Raw genomic sequence first — 20,607 nt, forward strand, 5'->3', positions numbered from 1 at the left:
AGTTGTGTTTTAGAGACTGGTAGTAAGGAGGGAATGCCCATCCATGTGTAGAAGATTCGGTGCTGGATATCAATTGCCATGGGTTTCAAACCATGGTTGGCATTGTGTTTATGGTGGTAGGACAGGACTAAAGAACAAAAGTATGAAGAAGATCATGTCGATTATAATGGTATTGCTGCTGGCGGGAACATTTGCATTTGCACAGCAGTCGGGCAGGGAGCGGAGAGAAGCAGCGGAAAAAAAAGCGGCGCAGGAAAGATCGCGATCGATGGGTGGCTTTCGCTCCGGGAATGAGGTGAAAGATGACAAGGGCGAGGTACCCAAAGCCACGAATGCCGCTGGCCAGCAGAAAGGAGACCAACAGCCGGCAATTGATAGTGAAGATTCCAATCAGCCGACACCTGAAGAAAACCTGGGTAGTAAGGGTAGCAATGATGGTAATTCTGATACCGGTAATAGTACTAGTGCTAATAAAGGTGGTAACGCCAATGGCAGTAACAATAACAGCGGCGCAAATACCGGCAGTGAGAACGCAGAGAAGAGCAACACGCCAGCAGTGATACAGCGCACCACCAGCGAGAGCGGTTCGCCAAGTGTTCTTTCAAAAGACAACGGGCGTGGCCGTGATGGTACCAACAGTGTTCAGCGCGCCACGTATAACATGGCAGGAGCGGAGGTTCCGGCTAACATGAACCTGTCGCAGAAGAACAGGGGCGAAAGGAATATCAACACTGGCACTAATACTAAGATCAGGAAACAGGAAGAACAGCCACAGAAAACCCTGTCGAAGCAAACACAACGTGAAAACAAACAGCAAGTGAATGCGCAGCAGCGCTCGGATGAGCAGGCCAAAAATAAATCTGACGACAAGAAGAAAAACAAGTTACAGAAAAAGAACCGCAGAAATAAAGACCGCGACTCAGGGTAATGCCTGGGCCGGTTTCAAAAAAATAGTGGTACTTTGCTGTTGTGATGAAAGGGATCCTGCTTTTGGCGCTTCTTTGGGTGGCCGCGTGTGCAACGGCACAAATATCGACGGGCATCAAAGGAGGTTTGAATCTCTCCGATGTGGTCATCAACAACCTGATCGATCCGGATGCAGAATCAGGGTACAACCTCAAGGCAGGATTTCACGCAGGCATTTTTGCTGTTGCTGACATCGGTACCCGCACAAGCCTCGCCGCCGAGCTGCAATATTCGAACAAAGGCGTTCACGCTGTCACCAATATCAACCTTCACTATGTTGTGCTTCCATTGCTGGTGCGGTACGCCATTGCCGACAAGCTGATCGCGGAAGCAGGGCCTGAGCTCGGTTACCTCGTTGCGGCAACATCCAAGTATGGAAATGTGGGTAACATCTGGAACAATAAGATCGATCTGGGACTGGACATGGGACTTCAATACACCATTTTCTCCCGCATGACCCTCGGCCTCAGATTCAACGCCGGTATCTCCAGCGTGATCGAAGACACACCACCGTCAACCCAGGGCGAAAAGATCCGCTACCAAAACCGCGTACTCCAACTCTCCCTCGGATACAAACTGTTTAAATTTGAGATGTGAGTCCCGATCGGGATCAGATATGAGACATGAGATTTGAGACAAGAGACTTGTGTCTTAGCTTCAAGTCTCCTGCCTTTATCTACTGCTACTTACTCCTTACTCCTTAATTCTGACTCCTCCTTCTGACTCCTGGCTCCTGACTTCTGGCTTCTGATTCCCCAACATATTGATCACCGCCCCCGCCACAAGACCACCGATCACATACCACGCTACGGTCAAAGCTTTTGTTGTTGGTGTCGCGGAGACAACGCGCTCGTCGAGCCCAAGTGGTTTAGCGAGCGTGAGGGCACCGAGGCCTGCGCCCAGGCCAAGCAACGCGCCACGAAGCAGTGTTTGTTTTTTGCCACTGGCCCCGGCCATACCGAAATAGAGTGAGTTGCTGATCAGATCTCCGGCAAGCGAAGCAGGCATCATTTTACCTTTGGTGATGGTAGATCCGAGGCCGCCTCCTTTCACCAGTCTGGCTACGGCATTCATGCCGAGCACGTCGAGCCGCGGGGCATTTTTGTTAATTCTTTTTGCGCCTTCGTTCAGGGCAGTAAGCGCACACGCACCGGCAAGCCCTCCTATAGCAGATGTTAAACGCTGATTCATGAGCAATTTGATTTAAGTGTCGGTGCATTTACACCTTACCCTTTAACAAAAAATCAAATGCCAATTTTAATTCAGCTGCTGAGGCCAGTATTTGTTAGTATTGGGAAATCGGGCATTGGGACTTAGAATCGAAAACCGAGTCATGCATGGTGACCAATTCCCGATGCCTGATTTACTGCTGGGGCTTTAGCTCTGCCAGCAAGCTCTCCAGGGCCAAAGGTCTGGTGAACATTTCTATCGAACCATCTTCAAGCCTGGGCCAGCTTGATTGGGGACGGTCCCAATAAAGCTCCACACCATTGTGATCGGGATCGTCAAGATACAGGGCTTCGGAGACGCCGTGATCGGAGGCACCCGTAAGCGGATACCCGGCTTTGCGCAGGCGGTCGAAGATGTGCGCAAGGTCTTTCCTTGTAGGATATACAATGGCCGTATGAAAGAGGCCTACTGAATGTTTATCGGCCGCGGGCGCACCCTTGCTGTACCACGTGTTGAGCCCGATGTGATGATGGTAGCCACCTGCTGAAATGAAGGCGGCTTGTTCACCATACATCTGCATCAGCTCGAATCCCAGCAGGCCACAATAAAAATCAAGTGAACGTTTCAGATCAGACACTTTTAAATGAACGTGGCCGATTCTGGTCTGAGCGGGAATGACATAATGTTTATCAGTCATGATTTGGTCTATATTGATCTAAAATAAACCACATCACGCACAGTAAAAATTTTCACATCATCTTCTTCATGGAATGCCCGCCAACTTCGATTCCCGATCCAAACGATGCTTGTAGAAATCCATCTACAAGCATTTTTAATGAACCGCTTCCGATTTTGTTGTGGACTTTACATTGCGGTAATACGCATCCAGGATCAGGCTCACGATCGTTTTTACATCCAGTTCATTTTCTGCTACTGAATGCTTTAAAGAGCCATTTTCATAAAGCTGGAACTGGCGTTTTCCTTTCAGATCGATCACTTTAAATTCATACGGCTTGCCTTTGTAATATACCTCTTTCATAAGTTTTGATTTTAGACAGTATACTTAAAAAGGCGTACCTGCAAACGTTTGAAATTTTGGCAGTAAAGACGGCAGAAAACAGCATTTGAAAAGAAGTCGGGAGCCAGGAGTAAGGAGCCAGGAGGCCTTCGTTCGGAGGTGGTGTTTCAGTTTGTACTAGGTTGACTTTGAAGGAAGTAGGGAGAAGAGCCGTACGCTTATTGGATGTTCGTACAGGTTAATGGGCGGTGAGCAGGTAAATAAACATGCAGAAAACTGCGGGTTTGAAAAAACAAAAACCCTGTATTGCTACAGGGTTTGGCAAGACTGAAGAAAAGACCCTCTCTAAAGTAAAACTCCAATCTTGCTGAGACGAATATAGCATAAAAGCGGCAACAGCAAGTCATGGCCGGTAAAATATTTGTTTAACCACGATAATTTCAAACAGACGTTCTCAGAACCTAATCCCTATGCGTCGAGGGGATATTATCAATCGTCTTTTTTGCGCAGCATGGCAGGGGTGTAGCCATACCTTCTTTTGAAGGTGTCTGAAAAGCCACGAACCTTATTATAGCCTACAGAAAAGGCGATCTGGTCGATAGGAGCCAGGGTATCACGAAGCAGGGCCACCGCTTTTTTCATACGTTCGTTCAGCAGGAAGTGATACACGGTGGCACCATAGAGGATCTTGAAGCCACGCTCCAGCTTGCGTTCATCGATGCCGGCTTCATCGGCCAGCAGGCCAACCGTGCAAGCGTTCCGGATGTCGCTCAGGAGCCGGGTATGCACGTGCTTTATTTTTTCGATATCGGCCTTGTGTAGTCCCGTATGAAAATGTCGCTGGCTGTGCTCCAGGCAGCGGATGAGGATATCAACAGCCTTGATCTTCAGAAAATCTTCCCGCAGCGGACCATTGAACCGTGTATGCAGCACGTCGTTGATCTTCTCGCGCATCTCTGGTGTGATGTTGAAGTGGATGTCGTTCATGATCGAAGGGATCTTCTGCTCGACCTTGCAAAGGAATTGCCTCAGCATCGGAAAGTTAGCTGACACCAGCTTCAGGTAAGCAGGCGTGAACTCGATGCAGAATACGGCGTGGCTTCCCTTCTGTACCGTGATCTCGAATGACGACTGCGGCACATACACGAAATTATATTGATTCCTGGCGATCGATCCTTCAAAAAGATCTTTGATCCTGTAAGAGAACTCGTTGTGAAGGTTGAATACGATTCCCAGGAATTCGCCGTGCGGTGTTGAATGAACTTCAGTGCCGGCATCAAAAACACGGAAGCAATAGTGCATGATGCCATGGTCCGTCTCCGGGTAGCCCAGAGGAAAAGTGAACGTGAGCGTGTTGAAATTCATGGCGTTTGGAATTTGGATTACTTCAATTTCCGAACTTAACGCCAAAACCAGTTACGTTTCGCGGATAAAAATTATCTGTATCCGTCTCCTGTAGCCGAATCTCCACAACATTGGACGGTACGCTCCCTACTCCTTAATTCTTACTCCTTACTTCTTTTCTTATTCTTCCATTCTCGGCCTCTGACTCCTAAAGTCTGACTCCTACTCATTTTTCAGAACATCCGCCGGATTACTTCTCGCCACCCTCAGGGTTTGTGAGCCGATCATGAGAAGGGCAACACCCATCACCACCGCGATGCTCAACAGCAGCTCGCTGATACCAATAGGGGCACGGTGAACAATATCGCTGAGGAACACCTGGTCGAAAAGGTAATACGTAGCGGGTAGTGCGATCAGTGCTGAGACCGCCAGCAACAGCAGAAAGCCCCGGCTCAGCAAATAGATCAGATGCCCTTCTGTGGCGCCGAGCACTTTGCGGATGCTGACCTCACGCAGGCGGGTCTCGGTGGTGAATACAACCATTCCGAGCAGTCCCATCGAGGCAATGGAGATCGCCAGGAAGGAGAGAAAACCGATGATCTTTATCATGGCCGAAAACTCGCTGTAAGCCTTTTCGATCTGGTCGTCGTAGAACACAGCTTCCATGGGGTGTACAGGGTCGATCTTCTTCCATGCTTTTTCAATTTTATCCATGGTGGCGGGCAGGTCTGTCGTAGAAATGCCGGCGTTGATATAACCATTCCTTCCTTTCCCGCCAGTGTAGTATCGGAAGCACACGGGAGATATTTCGCTGTCGACCTTTCCGTAGTGAAAGTCTTTGAGAACACCGATGATCTGCAGCTTCTTGCCATGGAAAGTGATAAAATCGCCAACCGCTTTTGCAGGATTGTTGCCCCCAATGTTGAATCGTTTCATAACCTGCTCGTTGATGATGATCTCGGTCTCTTCTGCGTCAGGAGCTTTGGCCGTAAAATTTCTTCCTGCCAGAAGCCGGTGACCATGGATGGGCAGGTACTGTTCGTCGATACTGTTATAATATACAAGGGCAGAATCAAGCGGATCGGTATACTTCACATTTTCGCCATAATAGCTTCCCACACTGGTGATCATCAGTGACCTTGAAAGGTTGGTTATCTCGGGAAGCTCTTTCAGCTCCTTTGCCAGCAGGTCTGCATTATTTTTCCCGAGCTTGATGTTGAGGATATTTTCTGTTTTAAAGCCAAGGTCGAATGTGAGAAAATGACGGTACTGCCTGTAGCCGATGATGGTGGCTGCGATAAAGGCAAGTGAAAAAACATATTGCATCACGATGAGCGCTTTCCTGAGACTGACGTTTCGGAAGATCTTGACACCCGCGGTCTGCTTCAAAACATAAACGGCATTGATGCGCGAGAAGAAGAGGGCAGGCAGGAAGCCGGCGCTGATGCCCACAGCCACGGCCAGCAACAGGAAGTACGCGATGATCCGGGGTGACAGATCGAGCCTTACGATGTTGGCCAGCTCAGGCGCGATGGACATGAACTGTGGTCGCAGCAACAGAAAGATACCGAAGGCAATCACCAGCGCGAGCAATGAAATGATCAAAGCCTCTGCGATGAACTGACCCAGCACATGGATCTTCAAGGCACCGATCACTTTGCGGATACCCACTTCACGTGAACGGCGTAGTGACCGCGCAATAGACAGGTTGGTGTAATTGAAACAGGCCGAAAGGATGACCACAAATGACAATATGCCGATAACCCACGGAACGGCAGCCACCATGGTGGGACCGATCTGGTTGGAGAGATCTTCGCCCAGCACAATATTGTTCATGGGCTGCAGCCACAGCTTTATTTTGGTGTGCGCCAGCGCCGCATTCTCTTCTGCACTGATCTTGTCGAGCCTGCGCTGCAACGCTTCAGGATCGCTCCCTTCCGGTAACACCACATAGACATAATTCGACCAGACGTGCTCCCACTTCATGTCATGGGCAGCATGGTGGGTGGGAAGCTCAAACGTGCTAAAGGAGACCAGCATCTCGAAGTGCATGTGCGAGAGCGCGGGAATGTCTTTCATCACGCCCGTAACAGCGTAGGCCGTGGTATCGAACAGAATGGTCTGGCCCAGCGCATTGGCATCGCCGAATATTTTCTTCGCTGTTTTTTCGGTGAGTACAATGGAATAAGGTTCGCGGAGCGCCGTTGCAGCATTGCCCTGCAGCAACGGGAAGGTGAAGACCTTGAAGAACGATTCAGAGGCCCACAGTCCACCGACAGGAACAACCTGGTTTCCCGAGCGGGCATCGCCGCCAAAGCCATTGCGCATGAGCACCATCTCATCAATACCCGTCTTGTCTTCCTGGATCCGCAAGCCGGCCTTCACGGAGGTGGAGGCGAGTCGTATCGGTTTCTGGTCCAGGTTTTGGTAAGTGTCGCACACGCGGTAGATGCGGTTGTGGTTAACGTGAAATTTGTCGTAGGAGAGAAGGTCGCTCAGAAAAGCGATCATCAGCAGTCCCACCGACATGCTGATGGCCAGCCCCACGATGTTGATGAATGAAAATAACTTGTTGCGCATCATACTGCGCCCAGATGTTTTGATGTAGCTTCCCAGCATAAGCCAATGGATTAGAAAGTTGATGAACTCCGGTTTTCGTATCGTATAGATCCTGACGAACTTGAACACGTCGACGATATAATTGAGCTTCGCCCAACGCACACCTTTCGTTTCGCAGTTCCGGTAGAAATATTCATTCAGATCACCCTGCAGGTCTTCCGCCAGCTCTGGCCGGCAATACCACTCCAGCACCCGCTGCGCCCACTTCGGTGGTGCCAGTATCTTATGACGTTTCATTTCTTATATGATATCAGGTACGAAATACGAAGTACGTGGTACGTGGCGCCTCGATCGTAGCTAGTGCGCCAGCACAAAATCGTACTTCGTACCTCGTCCCTCGTACTTACTCCTTACTCCTGGCTCCTTACTTCTTTTCTAAAGTTAGGTTCTCTTCAAAACCATCTCCGGAATAATGCTCCACAGCTGGTCCCTGACTTCTTTCGCTCTGATCAGTGCAGCCTTGCCGGCGCTGGTCACCGTGTAATATCGTTTCCGTTTTCCGCCCCGTACATTGGTGGCTTCGCCCAGCTTGCTTTTCACCAGCCCTTTTTCTTCCAGCCGGTTCAATACAGCATGCACCACACCAAGCTTCGCCTGACGGCCGGTATGCTTTTCCAGCTCGTCACAGATGGCAACACTATACGCTTCATTTACCAAAGCGGCAGTAGTGAGCAGAACCAGCTCTTCAAATTCTCCGATATTGGTGCCTTTCATAAACCAAAGCGTATTTATTTATCAAATGTATGTAAAATAACGATTATACATACAAATGTGAGTGTTTATTTTCACCACAGTTACGTTATTCCTGTGATCACGAGGGAGACACACGTGACCTATGCACAGACGTTGATCTTAACACTTGCACCAGACGTGTAGAAATTTTTTCTCTGCGTGCAAGCAGCAGATTATGTACTTTTTAAAAGATGATTGCATGTTTTTTGATGCACTTTGAAAAACACGAATGCGTTACCTTTGTGTAACGATCAGCGTGCTTCTTAAACCTGGACTTTTTAGATCGCTGACGGGCTCTTGCCGGGATCTCAAATACATTGAAAAGCAAAACATAACAAGCATGAAGTTGAGGATGTGCAGCAGATTCATTTTCTTTTTAAGTTCCATTGTTTTGGTTTCGTTAAACCTGCGGGCGCAGACACTTGAGTCGTTGCCGCTGCTCAGGTCTGACACAACGAAGCACGATACGATCAAGAACGAAACACCTTCTTCGGTGCCTGCCGGAAACGATCAGCTTTCTGCGCCGCGCAATTATTATAACCTGCTGCGGAACAAAGCTGTGAGCCGCAAGGGATTGTTCACCGTTCACAAGGTGGAAGATAAATTTTATTTCGAGATCCCCGATAGCCTGCTCGGCAGAGACCTGCTGGTGGTGGGCCGCATTGCACAGGGCGCTGCGGGTGTGAGGCCTGGCTATACCGGTTACGCGGGCGATCAGATCGGCAGCACCATCATTCGTTTTGAAAAAGGCCCTGGCCATAAACTGTTCCTTCGCCGCATCACGTATCAGGATCACGCCGGCGATACATCCAACGCTATGTATGCTGCGGTGGTAAGGTCCAACCTTCAGCCGTTGGTAGCCGCTTTCGGCATTGGCGCGTACAGCCCCTACGGTAAGGCCAGTGTGATCGAGGTCACAGACTACATCAACGGCGACAATGATATTCTTTTCTTCAATTCGTCTACCAAGAAGTCGATGCACGTGGGAGGCCTTCTGCGAAACATGTGCTATATCAAGGATGTAGACTCTTTCCCCATGAATGTGGAGCTGCGCACCATCAAGACCTACAACCTGACCTCTTCCGGTGAGCCGTTCACGTTGGAGCTGAATACGTCCATTGTATTATTGCCGGAGAAGCCGATGCGAAAACGTTTCGCTGACCGGCGCGTGGGCTACTTCACCGAGCGTTATACCGATTACAACGCCAACCCCCAGGGCGTAAAGGTGGTGAACTACATCAAGCGCTACAGGCTCGAGCCGAAGCCGGAAGACATGGAGCGTTATAAAAAAGGAGAGCTGGTTGAGCCGGCCCGTCCTATCGTATACTACATCGATCCGGCAACGCCTAAGAAATGGGTGCCTTATCTCATCAAAGGTATTGAAGACTGGCAGGTAGCGTTTGAACGCGCTGGTTTCAAAAATGCTATCCAGGCAAAACAGGCGCCGGCGGGTGCTGAAAAACTGAACTGGAGCCTCGAGGATGCGCGTCACTCGGCCATCGTATACAAGCCTTCGTCCATCGCCAACGCGGCAGGCCCCATCATTACTGACCCGCGCAGTGGCGAGATCCTGGAAAGCCACATCAACTGGTATCATAACCTGATGTCTATCCTGCGCAACTGGTATTTCATTCAGTGTGCGCCTTCAGATCCGCGCGCCCGCAAAATGAAATTTGACGATGCGCTGATGGGAGAGCTCATTCGTTCGGTGGCGGCACATGAGGTAGGCCACTCCCTGGGGCTTACGCACAACTTCGGCGCAAGCTCCACGGTGCCCGTAGAAAAGCTGCGCGACCGCGAATGGCTTGAAGAACATGGCCATACCCCCTCTATCATGGACTACGCCAGGTTCAACTATGTTGCTCAACCGGAAGACAGCGTGAGTGAACGTGGTCTCATTTCCCGCATCGGCGAATATGACCTCTGGGCCATCGAGTGGGGATACCGTTGGTACCCGGACCTGCAACCGGAGGAAGAAATTGCTGTGCTCAACAAATGGGTGACCGAGAAGCAGGAGAACAAAAGCCTCTGGTACGGATCGGAGCTCACCACCGACGATCCACGCACACAGACAGAAGACATCGGCAGCAACGCCATGCAGGCCAGCGAATATGGCATCAAGAACCTGAAACGTGTGATGGGCAACCTGCTCACCTGGACCTACCAGGAAAACGACGGCTACAAAGACCTTACGGAGATCTACAACGGCGTTACCAACCAGTTCGATTATTACCTGGGCCACGTGCTCACCAACATCGGCGGTATTTATGAAACCCCCAAGTCGCCGGCGCAGGCAGGTCCCGTTTTCCAGATGGTAGCCGTTGAATCGCAGAAGGAGGCTATGGAGTTCCTGAAGCGGAACATCTTCGCTACCCCTACGTGGCTGCTGGATACCATGGTGCTGGCACGTACCGGCGAATCACCCACCCAGACCGTTGGCAAATCGCAGGACATGGTGCTGCGACACCTGCTGAGCACCAACACGCTGAGCAAGCTGTCGGTGTCAGAAGCCATGTATGGTGACAGGGCCTACCGCCTCATCGATTATTTCAACGACATCGACGAAGCCATGTGGAAAGAGCTTAAGACGTATAGCCCGGTTGACATTTACAGGAGGAACCTGCAACGCACCTATCTCGACAGGCTTATCGAGCTGTCTGAAAAAGCCGGCAAAGATTACAGGGACGTTGGCCCTATCATCCGCGTGAAATTGCAGGAGATTCACGGCCTCATCAAAAAAGCTATCTCCAGGACCAAAGATCCGATCACGGTCTATCACCTGAAGTTTATGGAAGAGAAGCTGGCACAGTCAGTTGACAATTGACAAATGGGCAGTTGACAAAATTTGGAGCACGGTTTTCACGAGCATGCTGCCGATCTTAGAACAAAACAGGGCCTTGGAAGCCGGCTCCGCACGTTGTCAACTGCGCCGATAGCCTGCTATCGGAATTTGTCAACTGTCAACTATTAACGCTCCCTCATTTTACGTGACCCGCCACCCATGCCTCGCCACTGAACACGGTCATTCTCATTTTCCCGTAAATTTTTGCTGCGGTAAGAGTTGAAATTCGTAAACTCAGCAAACATTTACGGGACTGCTTATGCTGAAAAACTTCTTCAAGACCGCTGGCCGCAATATTCTGAAATACAAGGCCTACTCGCTCATCAATTTCCTGGGACTCACCACGGGGCTTGCGCTCGCGCTGCTGATCCTCGCCTACGTGCGCTCGGAGGTCAGCTACGACAAGTTTCATGAAAAAGCAGACCGTTTATACCGGATCAAATATGTGGCGCCCAACGGTCTCGCGCTGGCTTCAACACCACCACCCATCGCGCCACTGATGAAAGAGTTCTTTCCCGGCGTGGAAGAGGCCGCGCGCATGTATGGACGCAACGTGAGCGTCACACGTCCGGATGCGGCGGAGGCGTTTGAGGAGACCAACGTATTCTTCGCTGACTCGGCCATCATGAAGCTGCTCACGTTCGATTTTGTCAGCGGCAACCCGGACCGGGCGCTGGTTGATAAGTTCACCGTGCTGATCACCGAAGAAATGGCCCGCAAGTATTTTGGCGACAAAGACCCGCTGGGAGAGGTGCTCTTGTTCTCAGGAAAACACTCTTTTAAGGTGATCGGGGTGGTGAAGAACTTTCCGGAGAACTCACACATCCGGTTCAACATGCTGGTACCCTACGAGAACATGTTCGACCTGGAAAGTGATCAGGCCGCACAGGCCTTGCGCAACAACCTCGCCATCAACTTTGTGATCAGCCACTCCTATACGTATGTGCTGCTGAAACCCGGCGCCGATCCCACGGAAGTGGACAGGAACATGGATGCATTCCTCAAAAAATATGCGCAGCCCAACCTGCTGGTAGGCCAGGTATTCACGCTGATGCCGCTCACCGACATTCATTTGAAAAGTACCCTGCTGGTGGAGCCGACCCCAACCAACTCCATGACCAACCTCTTCATCTTTGTGGGGGTGGGGATCCTCACGCTGGTGATCGCCAGCATCAACTACATCAACCTCAGCACAGCGCAGTCATTCACTAGGATCAAAGAGATCGGCATCCGCAAGATACTGGGTTCCATGAAATACCAGCTGATCTTCCAGTTCATCGCCGAGAGCTTTTTGTTTTGCCTGATCGCGCTGCTGTTATCGTTTGCTGTGTTCTACGCAGCGCTGCCATTGCTGAACGACCTCACCAATAAAACGCTCGTGTTTACAGACGTTGTAGACAACAGCATGTTGATGGCCTCCGTGATCCTGGTCACCGGCATCACGCTGCTGGCAGGCGGATACCCGGCTTATTTTGTTACACGTTTCAATTCCATTAACGCGCTGAAGGGCGAAGCTTCGCGTACAGGCAGCCAGTTGCTGCGGCGCGCGCTGGTGGTGTTCCAGCTTGCCATTGCCTGCATGCTGCTCTCGGGTTCTCTGCTCATTGTGAAACAACTGAATTTCCTCAGCAGCAGGCCCCTGGGATTCCAGAAGGAGCAGACCATCAATATCCCGTTGTTCAGCCAGAACCTCAATGGTATTTTCAGGCAGAACGACTCGACGTTCTGGCTGAGGTTGCAAAGCTTCCGCGATGCCGTGGAGACCCATACTGGCGTTAAAGGAACAACACTGTCGTCTAACGCACCAGGACTGGGAGCTGTGTTCAGGGGCACCATACCGGAAGGATTCACGCAGCAGGATAATATGTTCATTGCCAACATGTCGGTCGACTATAATTTCCTGGAGACCTATGGCATGGAGATGCAGGCAGGAAGACCTTTCAGCAAGGAGCACGGCACAGACAGGGCAGAGGCTTTCATCGTTAATGAAACTGCCGTGAAAGCGTGGAACTGGGAGACGCCCGAAAAAGCGCTGGGCAAAAAACTGGTACGGGAAGGGAAGGAGGGACGTATCATCGGCGTGATCAAAGACTTTAACTTTACTTCGCTCACAACGCCTGTGTCGGCCATGGTGATCGAGATGAACCCGAACCAGTTCAACGTGTTGTCTGTAAAATTCGATAACGAGAATGTGCAGCCTACCATTGACAAGATCGAGGCGGAGTGGAACAAGATGTTCCCGGAAAAAACCTTCCAGTTCACGTTCCTCGATGAGCAGCTCAACAGTCAATATCAGAACTTTCAGAACTTCGGCACCATTATTCAGACCTTCGCCGGCATCGCCATTCTCATCTCATGCCTTGGCGTCTATGGGCTTGTGTTGTTCGTGGTGCAGCGCAAGGTGAAAGAGATCGGCGTTAGAAAAGTGCTGGGCGCCAGCGTTGGTAATATTCTGCAATTGATCTACCGCGATTTTGCCTGGCTGTTGGTAACGGGATTTGTGCTGGCTATTCCTGCCTCGTACTACCTCATGAAACAATGGCTGGAGAACTTCACCTATCACACGTCTATCGACGCGATCACTTATGTGATGAGCTTTGTGATGGTGGTGGTGATCGTAGCGCTTACCATTGGCTACCAGGCCGTGAAGGCATCATTGGCTAATCCGGTGAGCTCACTGCGAAGCGAATGACCAGTTGACAGTTGACAAAATAGCAATTGACAAAATTTGGGGCGCGGTTTTTACGAGCATGCTGCCGATCTTAGAACAGAACAGAGTCTTGAAAGCGAGCTCCGCATGTTGTCAACTGGCCCGATAGCCTGCTATCGGAATTTGTCAACTGTCAACTGTTCATTTCAGATCGATATGATAAACATCAGTCTGGTTCCTCGCGATGTTCTCGATGAAGAAACCTCCGGCCTGCGGGATGTCTTCGATCAGGTCGAACAGCTTGCATGATTTGGGCAACGCGGAGAAGATCAGCAGGAAAGAATAGGTTTTACCATCGGGAATCTGCGTCCAGACCGGGGCGAAGGAAATGTTCTCGGCATGCACAAGCCTGGAGCGGGCGCCTGAGGCACGGTCTACAAGATAGGTGGTGCGCCAGATGCGGATGAGCATATCCTTGTGCTTATTTTCGAAGTAGCAGTGCACATAGACGTAGGAATCTTCCAGGGTTTCGGCGTCGATCGCTTGCAGCGTGTCGATGTCTACCGATGGTTTTGTCTTTACCGGCGGCTCCTGAACCGGCGCAGCAAACAGAGGGATCATTATCTGGGAATAGTCCATTTTGTACACAAAAATACAACAGTTTGTTTCGGGATGAAACCTTTCAAAAGCTTTTCGCGGGGTAGTACTTTGTGATCACTGGCTCACCACCTGCATAACTTTTTGAAAGGTTAAAAAAAAAGCCCCGTTGTTCACGGGGCTTCTTTCATTTGTAACCGGTTGCTGGTTATAGTTTTGCTTGCAGCTCTTTGCCGGCCTTGAATTTGGCAACTTTTTTTGCTTTGATCTTGATCGTTTCGCCGGTTGCAGGATTGCGTCCTTTGCGGGCTGCTCTTTTCGTAACGGAGAAGGTACCGAACCCAACGAGCGTAACCCTGTCTCCGCTCTTCAGTGTCTTCGTAACTCCTTCAACGAAAGAGTCGAGCGCAGTAGCTGCCTGTGTTTTTGTGATACCAGCGTCTTCAGCAATCTTGCTAACCAATTCTGCTTTGTTCATAGTGGTTTGTTAAAAAAAATGAAATGGTTTAATGGGGCGCAAATATAGAGGCTTTTTCATCGCGTCAAATTTTTTTCCGTTCAACCGTAATAAACTATTTCCGGGTGTGTGACGAAAGCGATCAATCATGATGTTGATTTTCAAAACGGTATCAGAAATTTGAAACCCGGATGCTGAAGAAGTTTGGGATTTAAAAAAAAGAGTTTTACATTTGTCACATGATCACAGCAATTATCATCGTGAAGGAGCGCCCGCAAAGCAAAAACTTTGCAATGGATCGCTCTGCCCGGGATATGGTGTGACTTTGGCATCAGAAAGACACATACCAGATATAAGCCCGGGCATCCACCCGGGTTTTTTTTTGACCAAACTTTTGCCAACAACCTATGAGTATAGAAATAACGATATCTAAAATAAACAGGGAGCTGATCAGCGCCTTTGCCGTGCTCGATGGCTGGTTCGATCGTGACGAAGCCTTGCTCCGGCACCGCGCTTCCATTCGCTGGTGCCCGGCAGAGATCCTGGAGCACGTGATGCTTACCAACCGTTACCTGCTGATGCTCATAGAGAAAGGAAGCGCAAAAGCGCTCAAGCTCGCCAGCGAAAAAGACCTGACGCAGGAAGTAAAACAATATCAGTTCGATAGCGTTGCCCTTGACGCCATCAGCGAGCCCGACAGCTTCTCATGGGAACGGCCGGAGCACATGGAGCCCACTGGTACACAGTCACTGGCAGAAGTGCGGGAAGAGCTGCGCAACCAGCTATACCGGTGCCTCTGCCTGCTGGAGATGTTGTGCCAGGGACAGGGCATCGCTTATCGCATCACCATGTCTGTGAACAGCCTGGGCAAGCTCGACATCTATCAGTACATCTATTTTCTCGCGCTGCATGTGAAACGACATCTACGGCAGCTTGAAAAACATTATGGGCGATGAAGAGTCCACGGTCGACGGTCCACAGTCCACGGCAGTTCTCCAATTGGAACCGTATCCTGAGCGAGGATGTGGCGTTGGATGTGCGAGCGAAGGATCCCGTGAAGTCACTGCGTGCTTAATTCGATAGCAGGTCTCTCGAAGCGTACTTCGCTAAAAGGGGGATTCTTCGCTTCCCGCTTGGCCTGCACACATGCAGCGCTCTGAATGACGGATCAAAGGAGCGTGTCGTCCGTGGACCGTTGTGGGCTGCTACCGGGCATTCTTTTCGTATGTCATGCGGCAGATAATGGCCGCGTGATATGGATCTTTTTATTTTATTTTTTTCAGCGTTGTTACAAACTTCAACGCTGACGGTGACAAGTCCTGATTTTGAGCATGAAGGCGAGATCCCCGAACGTTTCACTTGTGATGGCGAAGACGCGAACCCTGCTTTCAACATCCAGGGCATCCCGCAAGGTACCAAGAGCCTGGTGATCATCATGGAAGACCCTGACGTAACACTCACAACATTCAGTCACTGGGTAGTATGGAACATCCCACCGCAGGAGTCGATCCCTGCCAACACCATCCCTGGCGTTCAGGGCCGCAACAGTCTCGGCAAGAGCAGTTATCTAGGCCCGTGCCCCCCCGGTGGCACACACCGTTATTTTTTCAGGATCTACGCCCTCAATAGTATGCTGGACATCGACGAGGACTCCAACAAAAGAAAACTGGAAGCGGCGATGGAGAATCACATCCTTGCGAAAGGGGAGATTATGGGGTGGTATCATAAGAAGTGAGTCGGAGTTTAAAGTTCAAAGTTTAAGGTTTAAGGTTTAAAGTTGTGGGGAGATCGGTTGCCGGTTGCCGGTTTGCCGGTTGGTACCGTGAATGGTCGACTGACTGTGTAACGATGGAATTTGATTTGGAGAGTCGGTAAATATTTTCCCGATTTACAAAGATTGCTCGGGCGGTCTAAAGCGAAGCCCACATAACTTGAAACTTCTAACTTGAAACTTCAAACTGTCCCCAGGGAACCGGTTAAAAAGACAAAATCCCCCGGACGGCTTCCAGGGGATTTTTTATTTACCTAACCTATACCTGAAGGTTGACTGTTATAGTCGTATATGTATTATAAAAAGGCGTGCCAACCTCTTATTATGCAGCCGTGCTGCTTCCAGTTTCCCGGAGTTTTACGTGGAAAGGGTCGTCGAACTGCGTACGGAACGGAAGAACGCGCACGATCTCGCTCAGCATGATCTGCTCTTCCGGCAGCTTCATACCCAACAGATCAGTCTCTTTTAAGACGATCAGCAGATCGTTTTTGATCTCGAGAATATCTTCTACAGCCGTCATGATCATGGAAGGTCCTAGCGAAATGGCGCAAATACCCACTACGTTCCCATGTTCCTTGCTATGGAACAGTGCCTTTGCTATCTCCTCCGGACTATTGGCATAATTGAATTGCTGCTCAACCTGAACCTGCATCTCACGCTTCTATCAATCATCGTCATCAATTTCTTATACTTATCAGCAGCCTAAACGAATCAACATATCCTGGTTATTCAGCTAGACCCCACATGCTCCACAACAAATTTTCCTGTAGAGCCCCATACACACAAATTCCAGGCTCCAGTTTTTAAAATGTCATGCCTATGGGCTAAAACGGTCTTTTATACCTAGTTGTTGGTATGCCGTGCAGGCAGGGAGCAGCTAACGGTACCGGCTATTGATAAAGCCGGATTTTGGCGCTTTAATTCCTTCAATAAAACAAATAACAGCCTGCGGATTAGGATTTTAATGTTGATATTTGGTGAACGATCTTGCCTGAAGTGGACTTTCCCCTCACAATGAGGGATTTTGCTACAGGTGAGGTCTGGCTCTAATCTTCCCACTTAATGATAAAGTTGAAAAGCCTGATCTGTACATGCATCTGTACGAGTGCCCTGCTTGCCATAAGCTTTACCATAAAGGCACAGAAGAAGTTCAGCATTGAAAAAGGCGAGATCAATTTTGCTTCCCGTGCGCAGCTCGAGCTCATCAAAGCCTCGTCTGACAAAGTTCAGGGGCTGATCGATCCGGCCACACATCAGTTTGCCTTCACGGTTGAAGTAAGATCGTTCAGAGGGTTCAACAGCGAGCTGCAGCGCGAGCATTTTAATGAAAAATACCTGGAGAGCGAGAAATATCCGAGGGCCCGGTTCAGCGGAAAGATCATCGAGCATATCGATTTTACGCCGGGTAACACGTTCGAGGTACGCGCCAAAGGAGACCTGGAGATCCACGGCCAGAAGCAGACGCGCATCATCAAAAGCAAAGTGGTGGTCAACGACGGGCAGCTGCTCATCGAAAGTCTTTTCACGGTTCCCCTGGCAGACCATAACATCTCGATCCCCAGCATTGTGAGTCAGAAAATAGCAACCGAGATAGAAGTAGATTTCAAGGCTACCATGAAGCTTCAGTAACAGCATGACAAGAAAAAATTTCCCGTTTGCGATACTGCTGTTTGTGCTCAGCGTCCCGGGCTGGTCGCAGGTGCCGTACTTTCAGCAGTATTATCTGCTCAAGAAGAATGAACCGGTGCAAAACAACGCCATCTTTCAGGATCATGATGGCTACATGTGGTTCGGTACAAACAGGGGTTTGTTCCGCTTCGATGGAAAACGCTACCGGCGTTATGGTCTTGCCGACAGCCTGCCGGATGAAAGCGTCACTGCCATTGCCCAGGATGCCGAAGGGAAGATCTGGACCGGCCATGGGAACGGCAAGCTAGCCTTCCTAGAAAAGGGTAAGTTCCATACGTTCAATCCCCCGGAAGGCTCCGCCACGGCCCCGGTATCAGACATCCTCTTCGACAAACGTGGTACGCTCTGGTTCTCCACGCGTAACGACGGACTCTATTACTTCACGCGCAACCGTCTCTATCGGCTTGACGAAACCGAAGGAATGCCCGACCTTTTCGTGTACGACATATTGCAAGACTCACTGGGCAACATCTGGGCTGGAACCGATGGTGGCATCGCCGTGTGCACCACGCATGACGAGCAGGTGAAGATCCGCGTGCTCGATAACAAGGCAGGCCTGGTTGACAACATCGTTAAGAAGCTTGCATTGGCCGAAGATCAGTCGATACTCGTGGGCACCGAAGATGCAGGCATCATTCGTTACGATCAAAGCAAAGGCGCTTTTCAGCCACTGTTTCAGCAGCCGTGGACACTGGGCGCGGTCACTGACTTTGTGCTGAAAGGAACCCAGGTGTGGATCTCCACATCGCAGGCCGGATTGTTCATGTATGATCATCAGCGCGGCGTGTTGAAAGAATACAGCCGTAAAACCGGTGCTGATCTTCCTACCTTCTCAGTGCTGGCGAAAGACAGGGAAGGCAACGTATGGGCCGGATCGAGATCGGGCGTTGTCAGAACGCCGGGCGACATCCTTGAATTCATCAAGACCCCTGTTGCTGATGGCGATCGTAATGTGATGGCCGTTGCCGTCGAGCCCAATGGAGCGATCTGGTTCTCGACAAAAGACGGATTATTCAAACGCAGCAGAACAGCTTCAGGAGCGTTTGTGGTAGAGGAACAACTGACGGGCGCCGCCTACAGAAATTATCGCGTGATCAGCCTGTTTGTGGATCACGAAGGGCAGGTGTGGGCCGGGTTGTATGGCGAAGGAGTTTTGAGGATCAATCCTGCCACAGGAAAGATAAGGCACCTGAACAAAGAGCTGCGCAATGGAAATGTGCTTCACATCAGCGGCAAGGATAACGTGGTGTGGCTGGCTACACTGGGCGGTGGTGAAAAAATAACTGTTTCAGGTGAACGTCTCGACATCAAAAACTACAACAGTCAGAACGGGCTGTCGTCCGATTTCATTTACCAGGTTTTTATCGACAGCCAGAACAGGGTGTGGTTCGGCACCGATGGCAAGGGTGTTGATATGCTCGATGCGACGGGGTTCCATCATCTCGAAAAAGGATTGAGCTCGCGGGTGGTCTATGGCTTTGCGGAAGGCACCCGGCAGCAGATCTGGGTGAACACACAAGGCGACGGCATTTATGAATGGAATGGCGCCATCTTCGTGCATGTGCCGGCGGCGGGCAAGCTTCAGTTCAGGGAACAGGAGATCCATTCATTCGCGGCAGACAGAGCCGGCAACCTCGTTGTGCTGCACGACCTTGGTATAGACCTCTACAACCCGCAGCAGGAGACCATGCGGTACCTCAGCGAAGAAGCAGGCCTCGAAAGCCAGCTTGCCAACCTCAATGCCATTGCCCGCGATCAGTTCGGCAATATCCTGGCGGGAACAGATGGAGGTATTATCCGGTATGCACCGCCTGTACTGACTCCACCGGCGCCCCGGGTCTTTATCGATGCCGTAAAAGTGTATGGCAAAGAAGTTGACCTGAAGCGGAATCCGAACCTGCGTTACGACGACAACAATGTCACCATTTCTTTTCTCGGCTTCTGGTACGACAGTCCGGAGAGCGTTCACTTCCAGTATAAGATGGACAACTACGATGCCGACTGGATCACAACTGCCGATAACAATGTCACGTATTCACAACTTCCACCAGGTGAGTACACGCTGAGGCTGCGGGCCGCCACCGCCACACTGGCCGGCACCGACGAGGCTGTGCTGCACTTCAGGATCAGTCCTCCTTTCTGGCGCACGCCGCTTTTTTATCTCGCTTCTGTGGTGCTGTTCCTGCTGGCGGGTTACGTTTACATCAAGTACCGCGAGAAGAAGCTCATGGAAGACAAGATCCTGCTCGAAGCAAAAGTGGAAGCGCGCACGCAGGAGATCCAGCGAAAGACCAAAGAGATCCAGGTGCAGAACGAAGAGATCCAGGCGCAGAATGAAGAGATCATGGCGCAGGCCGAAGAGATCAAAGGTATCAACGAGAACCTGGAGATGCTGGTACACCAGCGTACGGCGGAGCTCGAAAAGAAGAACAAAGCACTCGAAGAATACGCGTTCATCAACGCCCATAAACTAAGAAGTCCCCTGGCCAGCATCCTGGGCCTGATCAACCTCATCTCCAAAACCAACCTCGACGACGAAGCCAAGCTCATCAACCAGCATTTGCATCACCGTGCTAATGAGCTTGATGACATCATCAGGTCTATTACGGAGGCTATCGAAAGGGGGGAAAGGTAATTCTGTAGGCAGTAGGCAATTTCCGGTCGCAGGCGATCGGAACAGTAGGCAAAGGACGAGTTACAGTCAAATCCGGTAAGCTTCGTATATATTGGCTGCCGAACGTAGCACAGTGTT

The 20,607-nt window shown here is 50.5% G+C and carries 17 protein-coding genes; 8 read left to right on the plus strand and 9 right to left on the minus strand.

Going from position 1 to position 20,607, the window contains the following annotated elements; all coding sequences use genetic code 11:
* Positions 1-142: 142 nt before the first annotated feature.
* The gene (locus KK083_RS28830; protein WP_254169619.1) at positions 143-928 is read left to right on the plus strand and encodes a hypothetical protein; all 786 of its coding nucleotides are present in this window, start codon (positions 143-145) and stop codon (positions 926-928) included.
* A 44-nt stretch (positions 929-972) separates the two neighbouring features.
* A complete protein-coding gene (locus KK083_RS28835; protein ID WP_254169620.1) occupies positions 973-1,563 on the plus strand; it encodes a porin family protein in 591 nt (196 codons plus the stop codon).
* 96 nt (positions 1,564-1,659) lie between these two features.
* Here KK083_RS28835 and KK083_RS28840 read toward each other — a convergent pair whose 3' ends face one another.
* From KK083_RS28840 to KK083_RS28865, 6 genes are all read right to left on the minus strand, one after another.
* Positions 1,660-2,157, minus strand: coding sequence for a hypothetical protein (locus tag KK083_RS28840; protein WP_254169621.1), 498 nt, complete (start codon positions 2,155-2,157; stop codon positions 1,660-1,662).
* Between the two features lie 172 nt (positions 2,158-2,329).
* Positions 2,330-2,833 carry a VOC family protein gene (locus KK083_RS28845; protein WP_254169622.1) on the minus strand — a complete coding sequence of 168 codons (504 nt, stop codon included), beginning with the start codon at positions 2,831-2,833 and terminating at the stop codon, positions 2,330-2,332.
* Between the two features lie 135 nt (positions 2,834-2,968).
* On the minus strand, positions 2,969-3,175 hold the full coding sequence (locus tag KK083_RS28850) for a hypothetical protein (protein WP_254169623.1): 207 nt from the start codon (positions 3,173-3,175) through the stop codon (positions 2,969-2,971).
* Positions 3,176-3,643: 468 nt separating this feature from the next.
* The gene (locus KK083_RS28855) at positions 3,644-4,519 is read right to left on the minus strand and encodes a helix-turn-helix transcriptional regulator (protein WP_254169624.1); all 876 of its coding nucleotides are present in this window, start codon (positions 4,517-4,519) and stop codon (positions 3,644-3,646) included.
* 201 nt (positions 4,520-4,720) lie between these two features.
* Positions 4,721-7,354, minus strand: coding sequence for an ABC transporter permease (locus KK083_RS28860; protein ID WP_254169625.1), 2,634 nt, complete (start codon positions 7,352-7,354; stop codon positions 4,721-4,723).
* Between the two features lie 144 nt (positions 7,355-7,498).
* The gene (locus KK083_RS28865) at positions 7,499-7,831 is read right to left on the minus strand and encodes a PadR family transcriptional regulator (protein WP_254169626.1); all 333 of its coding nucleotides are present in this window, start codon (positions 7,829-7,831) and stop codon (positions 7,499-7,501) included.
* A gap of 358 nt (positions 7,832-8,189) precedes the next feature.
* Between KK083_RS28865 and KK083_RS28870 the strand changes: the two genes are divergently transcribed.
* Both KK083_RS28870 and KK083_RS28875 read left to right on the plus strand, forming a co-directional pair.
* Positions 8,190-10,673 carry a zinc-dependent metalloprotease gene (locus KK083_RS28870; RefSeq protein WP_254169627.1) on the plus strand — a complete coding sequence of 828 codons (2,484 nt, stop codon included), beginning with the start codon at positions 8,190-8,192 and terminating at the stop codon, positions 10,671-10,673.
* A gap of 277 nt (positions 10,674-10,950) precedes the next feature.
* On the plus strand, positions 10,951-13,383 hold the full coding sequence (locus tag KK083_RS28875; RefSeq protein ID WP_254169628.1) for an ABC transporter permease: 2,433 nt from the start codon (positions 10,951-10,953) through the stop codon (positions 13,381-13,383).
* Between the two features lie 159 nt (positions 13,384-13,542).
* On the opposite strand, the gene KK083_RS28880 is transcribed toward KK083_RS28875, so the two are convergent.
* Together KK083_RS28880 and KK083_RS28885 are read right to left on the minus strand one after the other, a co-directional pair.
* Positions 13,543-13,962, minus strand: coding sequence for a TolB-like translocation protein (locus KK083_RS28880; protein WP_254169629.1), 420 nt, complete (start codon positions 13,960-13,962; stop codon positions 13,543-13,545).
* A 184-nt stretch (positions 13,963-14,146) separates the two neighbouring features.
* Entirely contained in the window at positions 14,147-14,416 is a 270-nt protein-coding gene (locus tag KK083_RS28885; protein WP_254169630.1) for an HU family DNA-binding protein, read from the minus strand.
* Between the two features lie 386 nt (positions 14,417-14,802).
* On the opposite strand from KK083_RS28885, the gene KK083_RS28890 reads away from it, so the two are divergent.
* Positions 14,803-15,351, plus strand: coding sequence for a DinB family protein (locus tag KK083_RS28890; protein WP_254169631.1), 549 nt, complete (start codon positions 14,803-14,805; stop codon positions 15,349-15,351).
* A gap of 299 nt (positions 15,352-15,650) precedes the next feature.
* The gene (locus KK083_RS28895; RefSeq protein ID WP_254169632.1) at positions 15,651-16,130 is read left to right on the plus strand and encodes a YbhB/YbcL family Raf kinase inhibitor-like protein; all 480 of its coding nucleotides are present in this window, start codon (positions 15,651-15,653) and stop codon (positions 16,128-16,130) included.
* A gap of 358 nt (positions 16,131-16,488) precedes the next feature.
* Here KK083_RS28895 and KK083_RS28900 read toward each other — a convergent pair whose 3' ends face one another.
* Positions 16,489-16,818: a hypothetical protein gene (locus tag KK083_RS28900; RefSeq protein ID WP_254169633.1), complete on the minus strand. Its 330-nt coding sequence runs from the start codon at positions 16,816-16,818 to the stop codon at positions 16,489-16,491.
* A 410-nt stretch (positions 16,819-17,228) separates the two neighbouring features.
* Between KK083_RS28900 and KK083_RS28905 the strand changes: the two genes are divergently transcribed.
* Both KK083_RS28905 and KK083_RS28910 read left to right on the plus strand, forming a co-directional pair.
* Complete coding sequence (locus KK083_RS28905; RefSeq protein ID WP_254169634.1) at positions 17,229-17,795, plus strand: YceI family protein; 567 nt, start codon at positions 17,229-17,231, stop codon at positions 17,793-17,795.
* Positions 17,796-17,799: 4 nt separating this feature from the next.
* Positions 17,800-20,490 carry a ligand-binding sensor domain-containing protein gene (locus tag KK083_RS28910; RefSeq protein ID WP_254169635.1) on the plus strand — a complete coding sequence of 897 codons (2,691 nt, stop codon included), beginning with the start codon at positions 17,800-17,802 and terminating at the stop codon, positions 20,488-20,490.
* The last annotated feature ends 117 nt before the right edge of the window (positions 20,491-20,607 follow it).

This window comes from Chryseosolibacter histidinae, from assembly GCF_018598225.1.
GTDB lineage: Bacteria > Bacteroidota > Bacteroidia > Cytophagales > Cyclobacteriaceae > Chryseosolibacter > Chryseosolibacter histidini.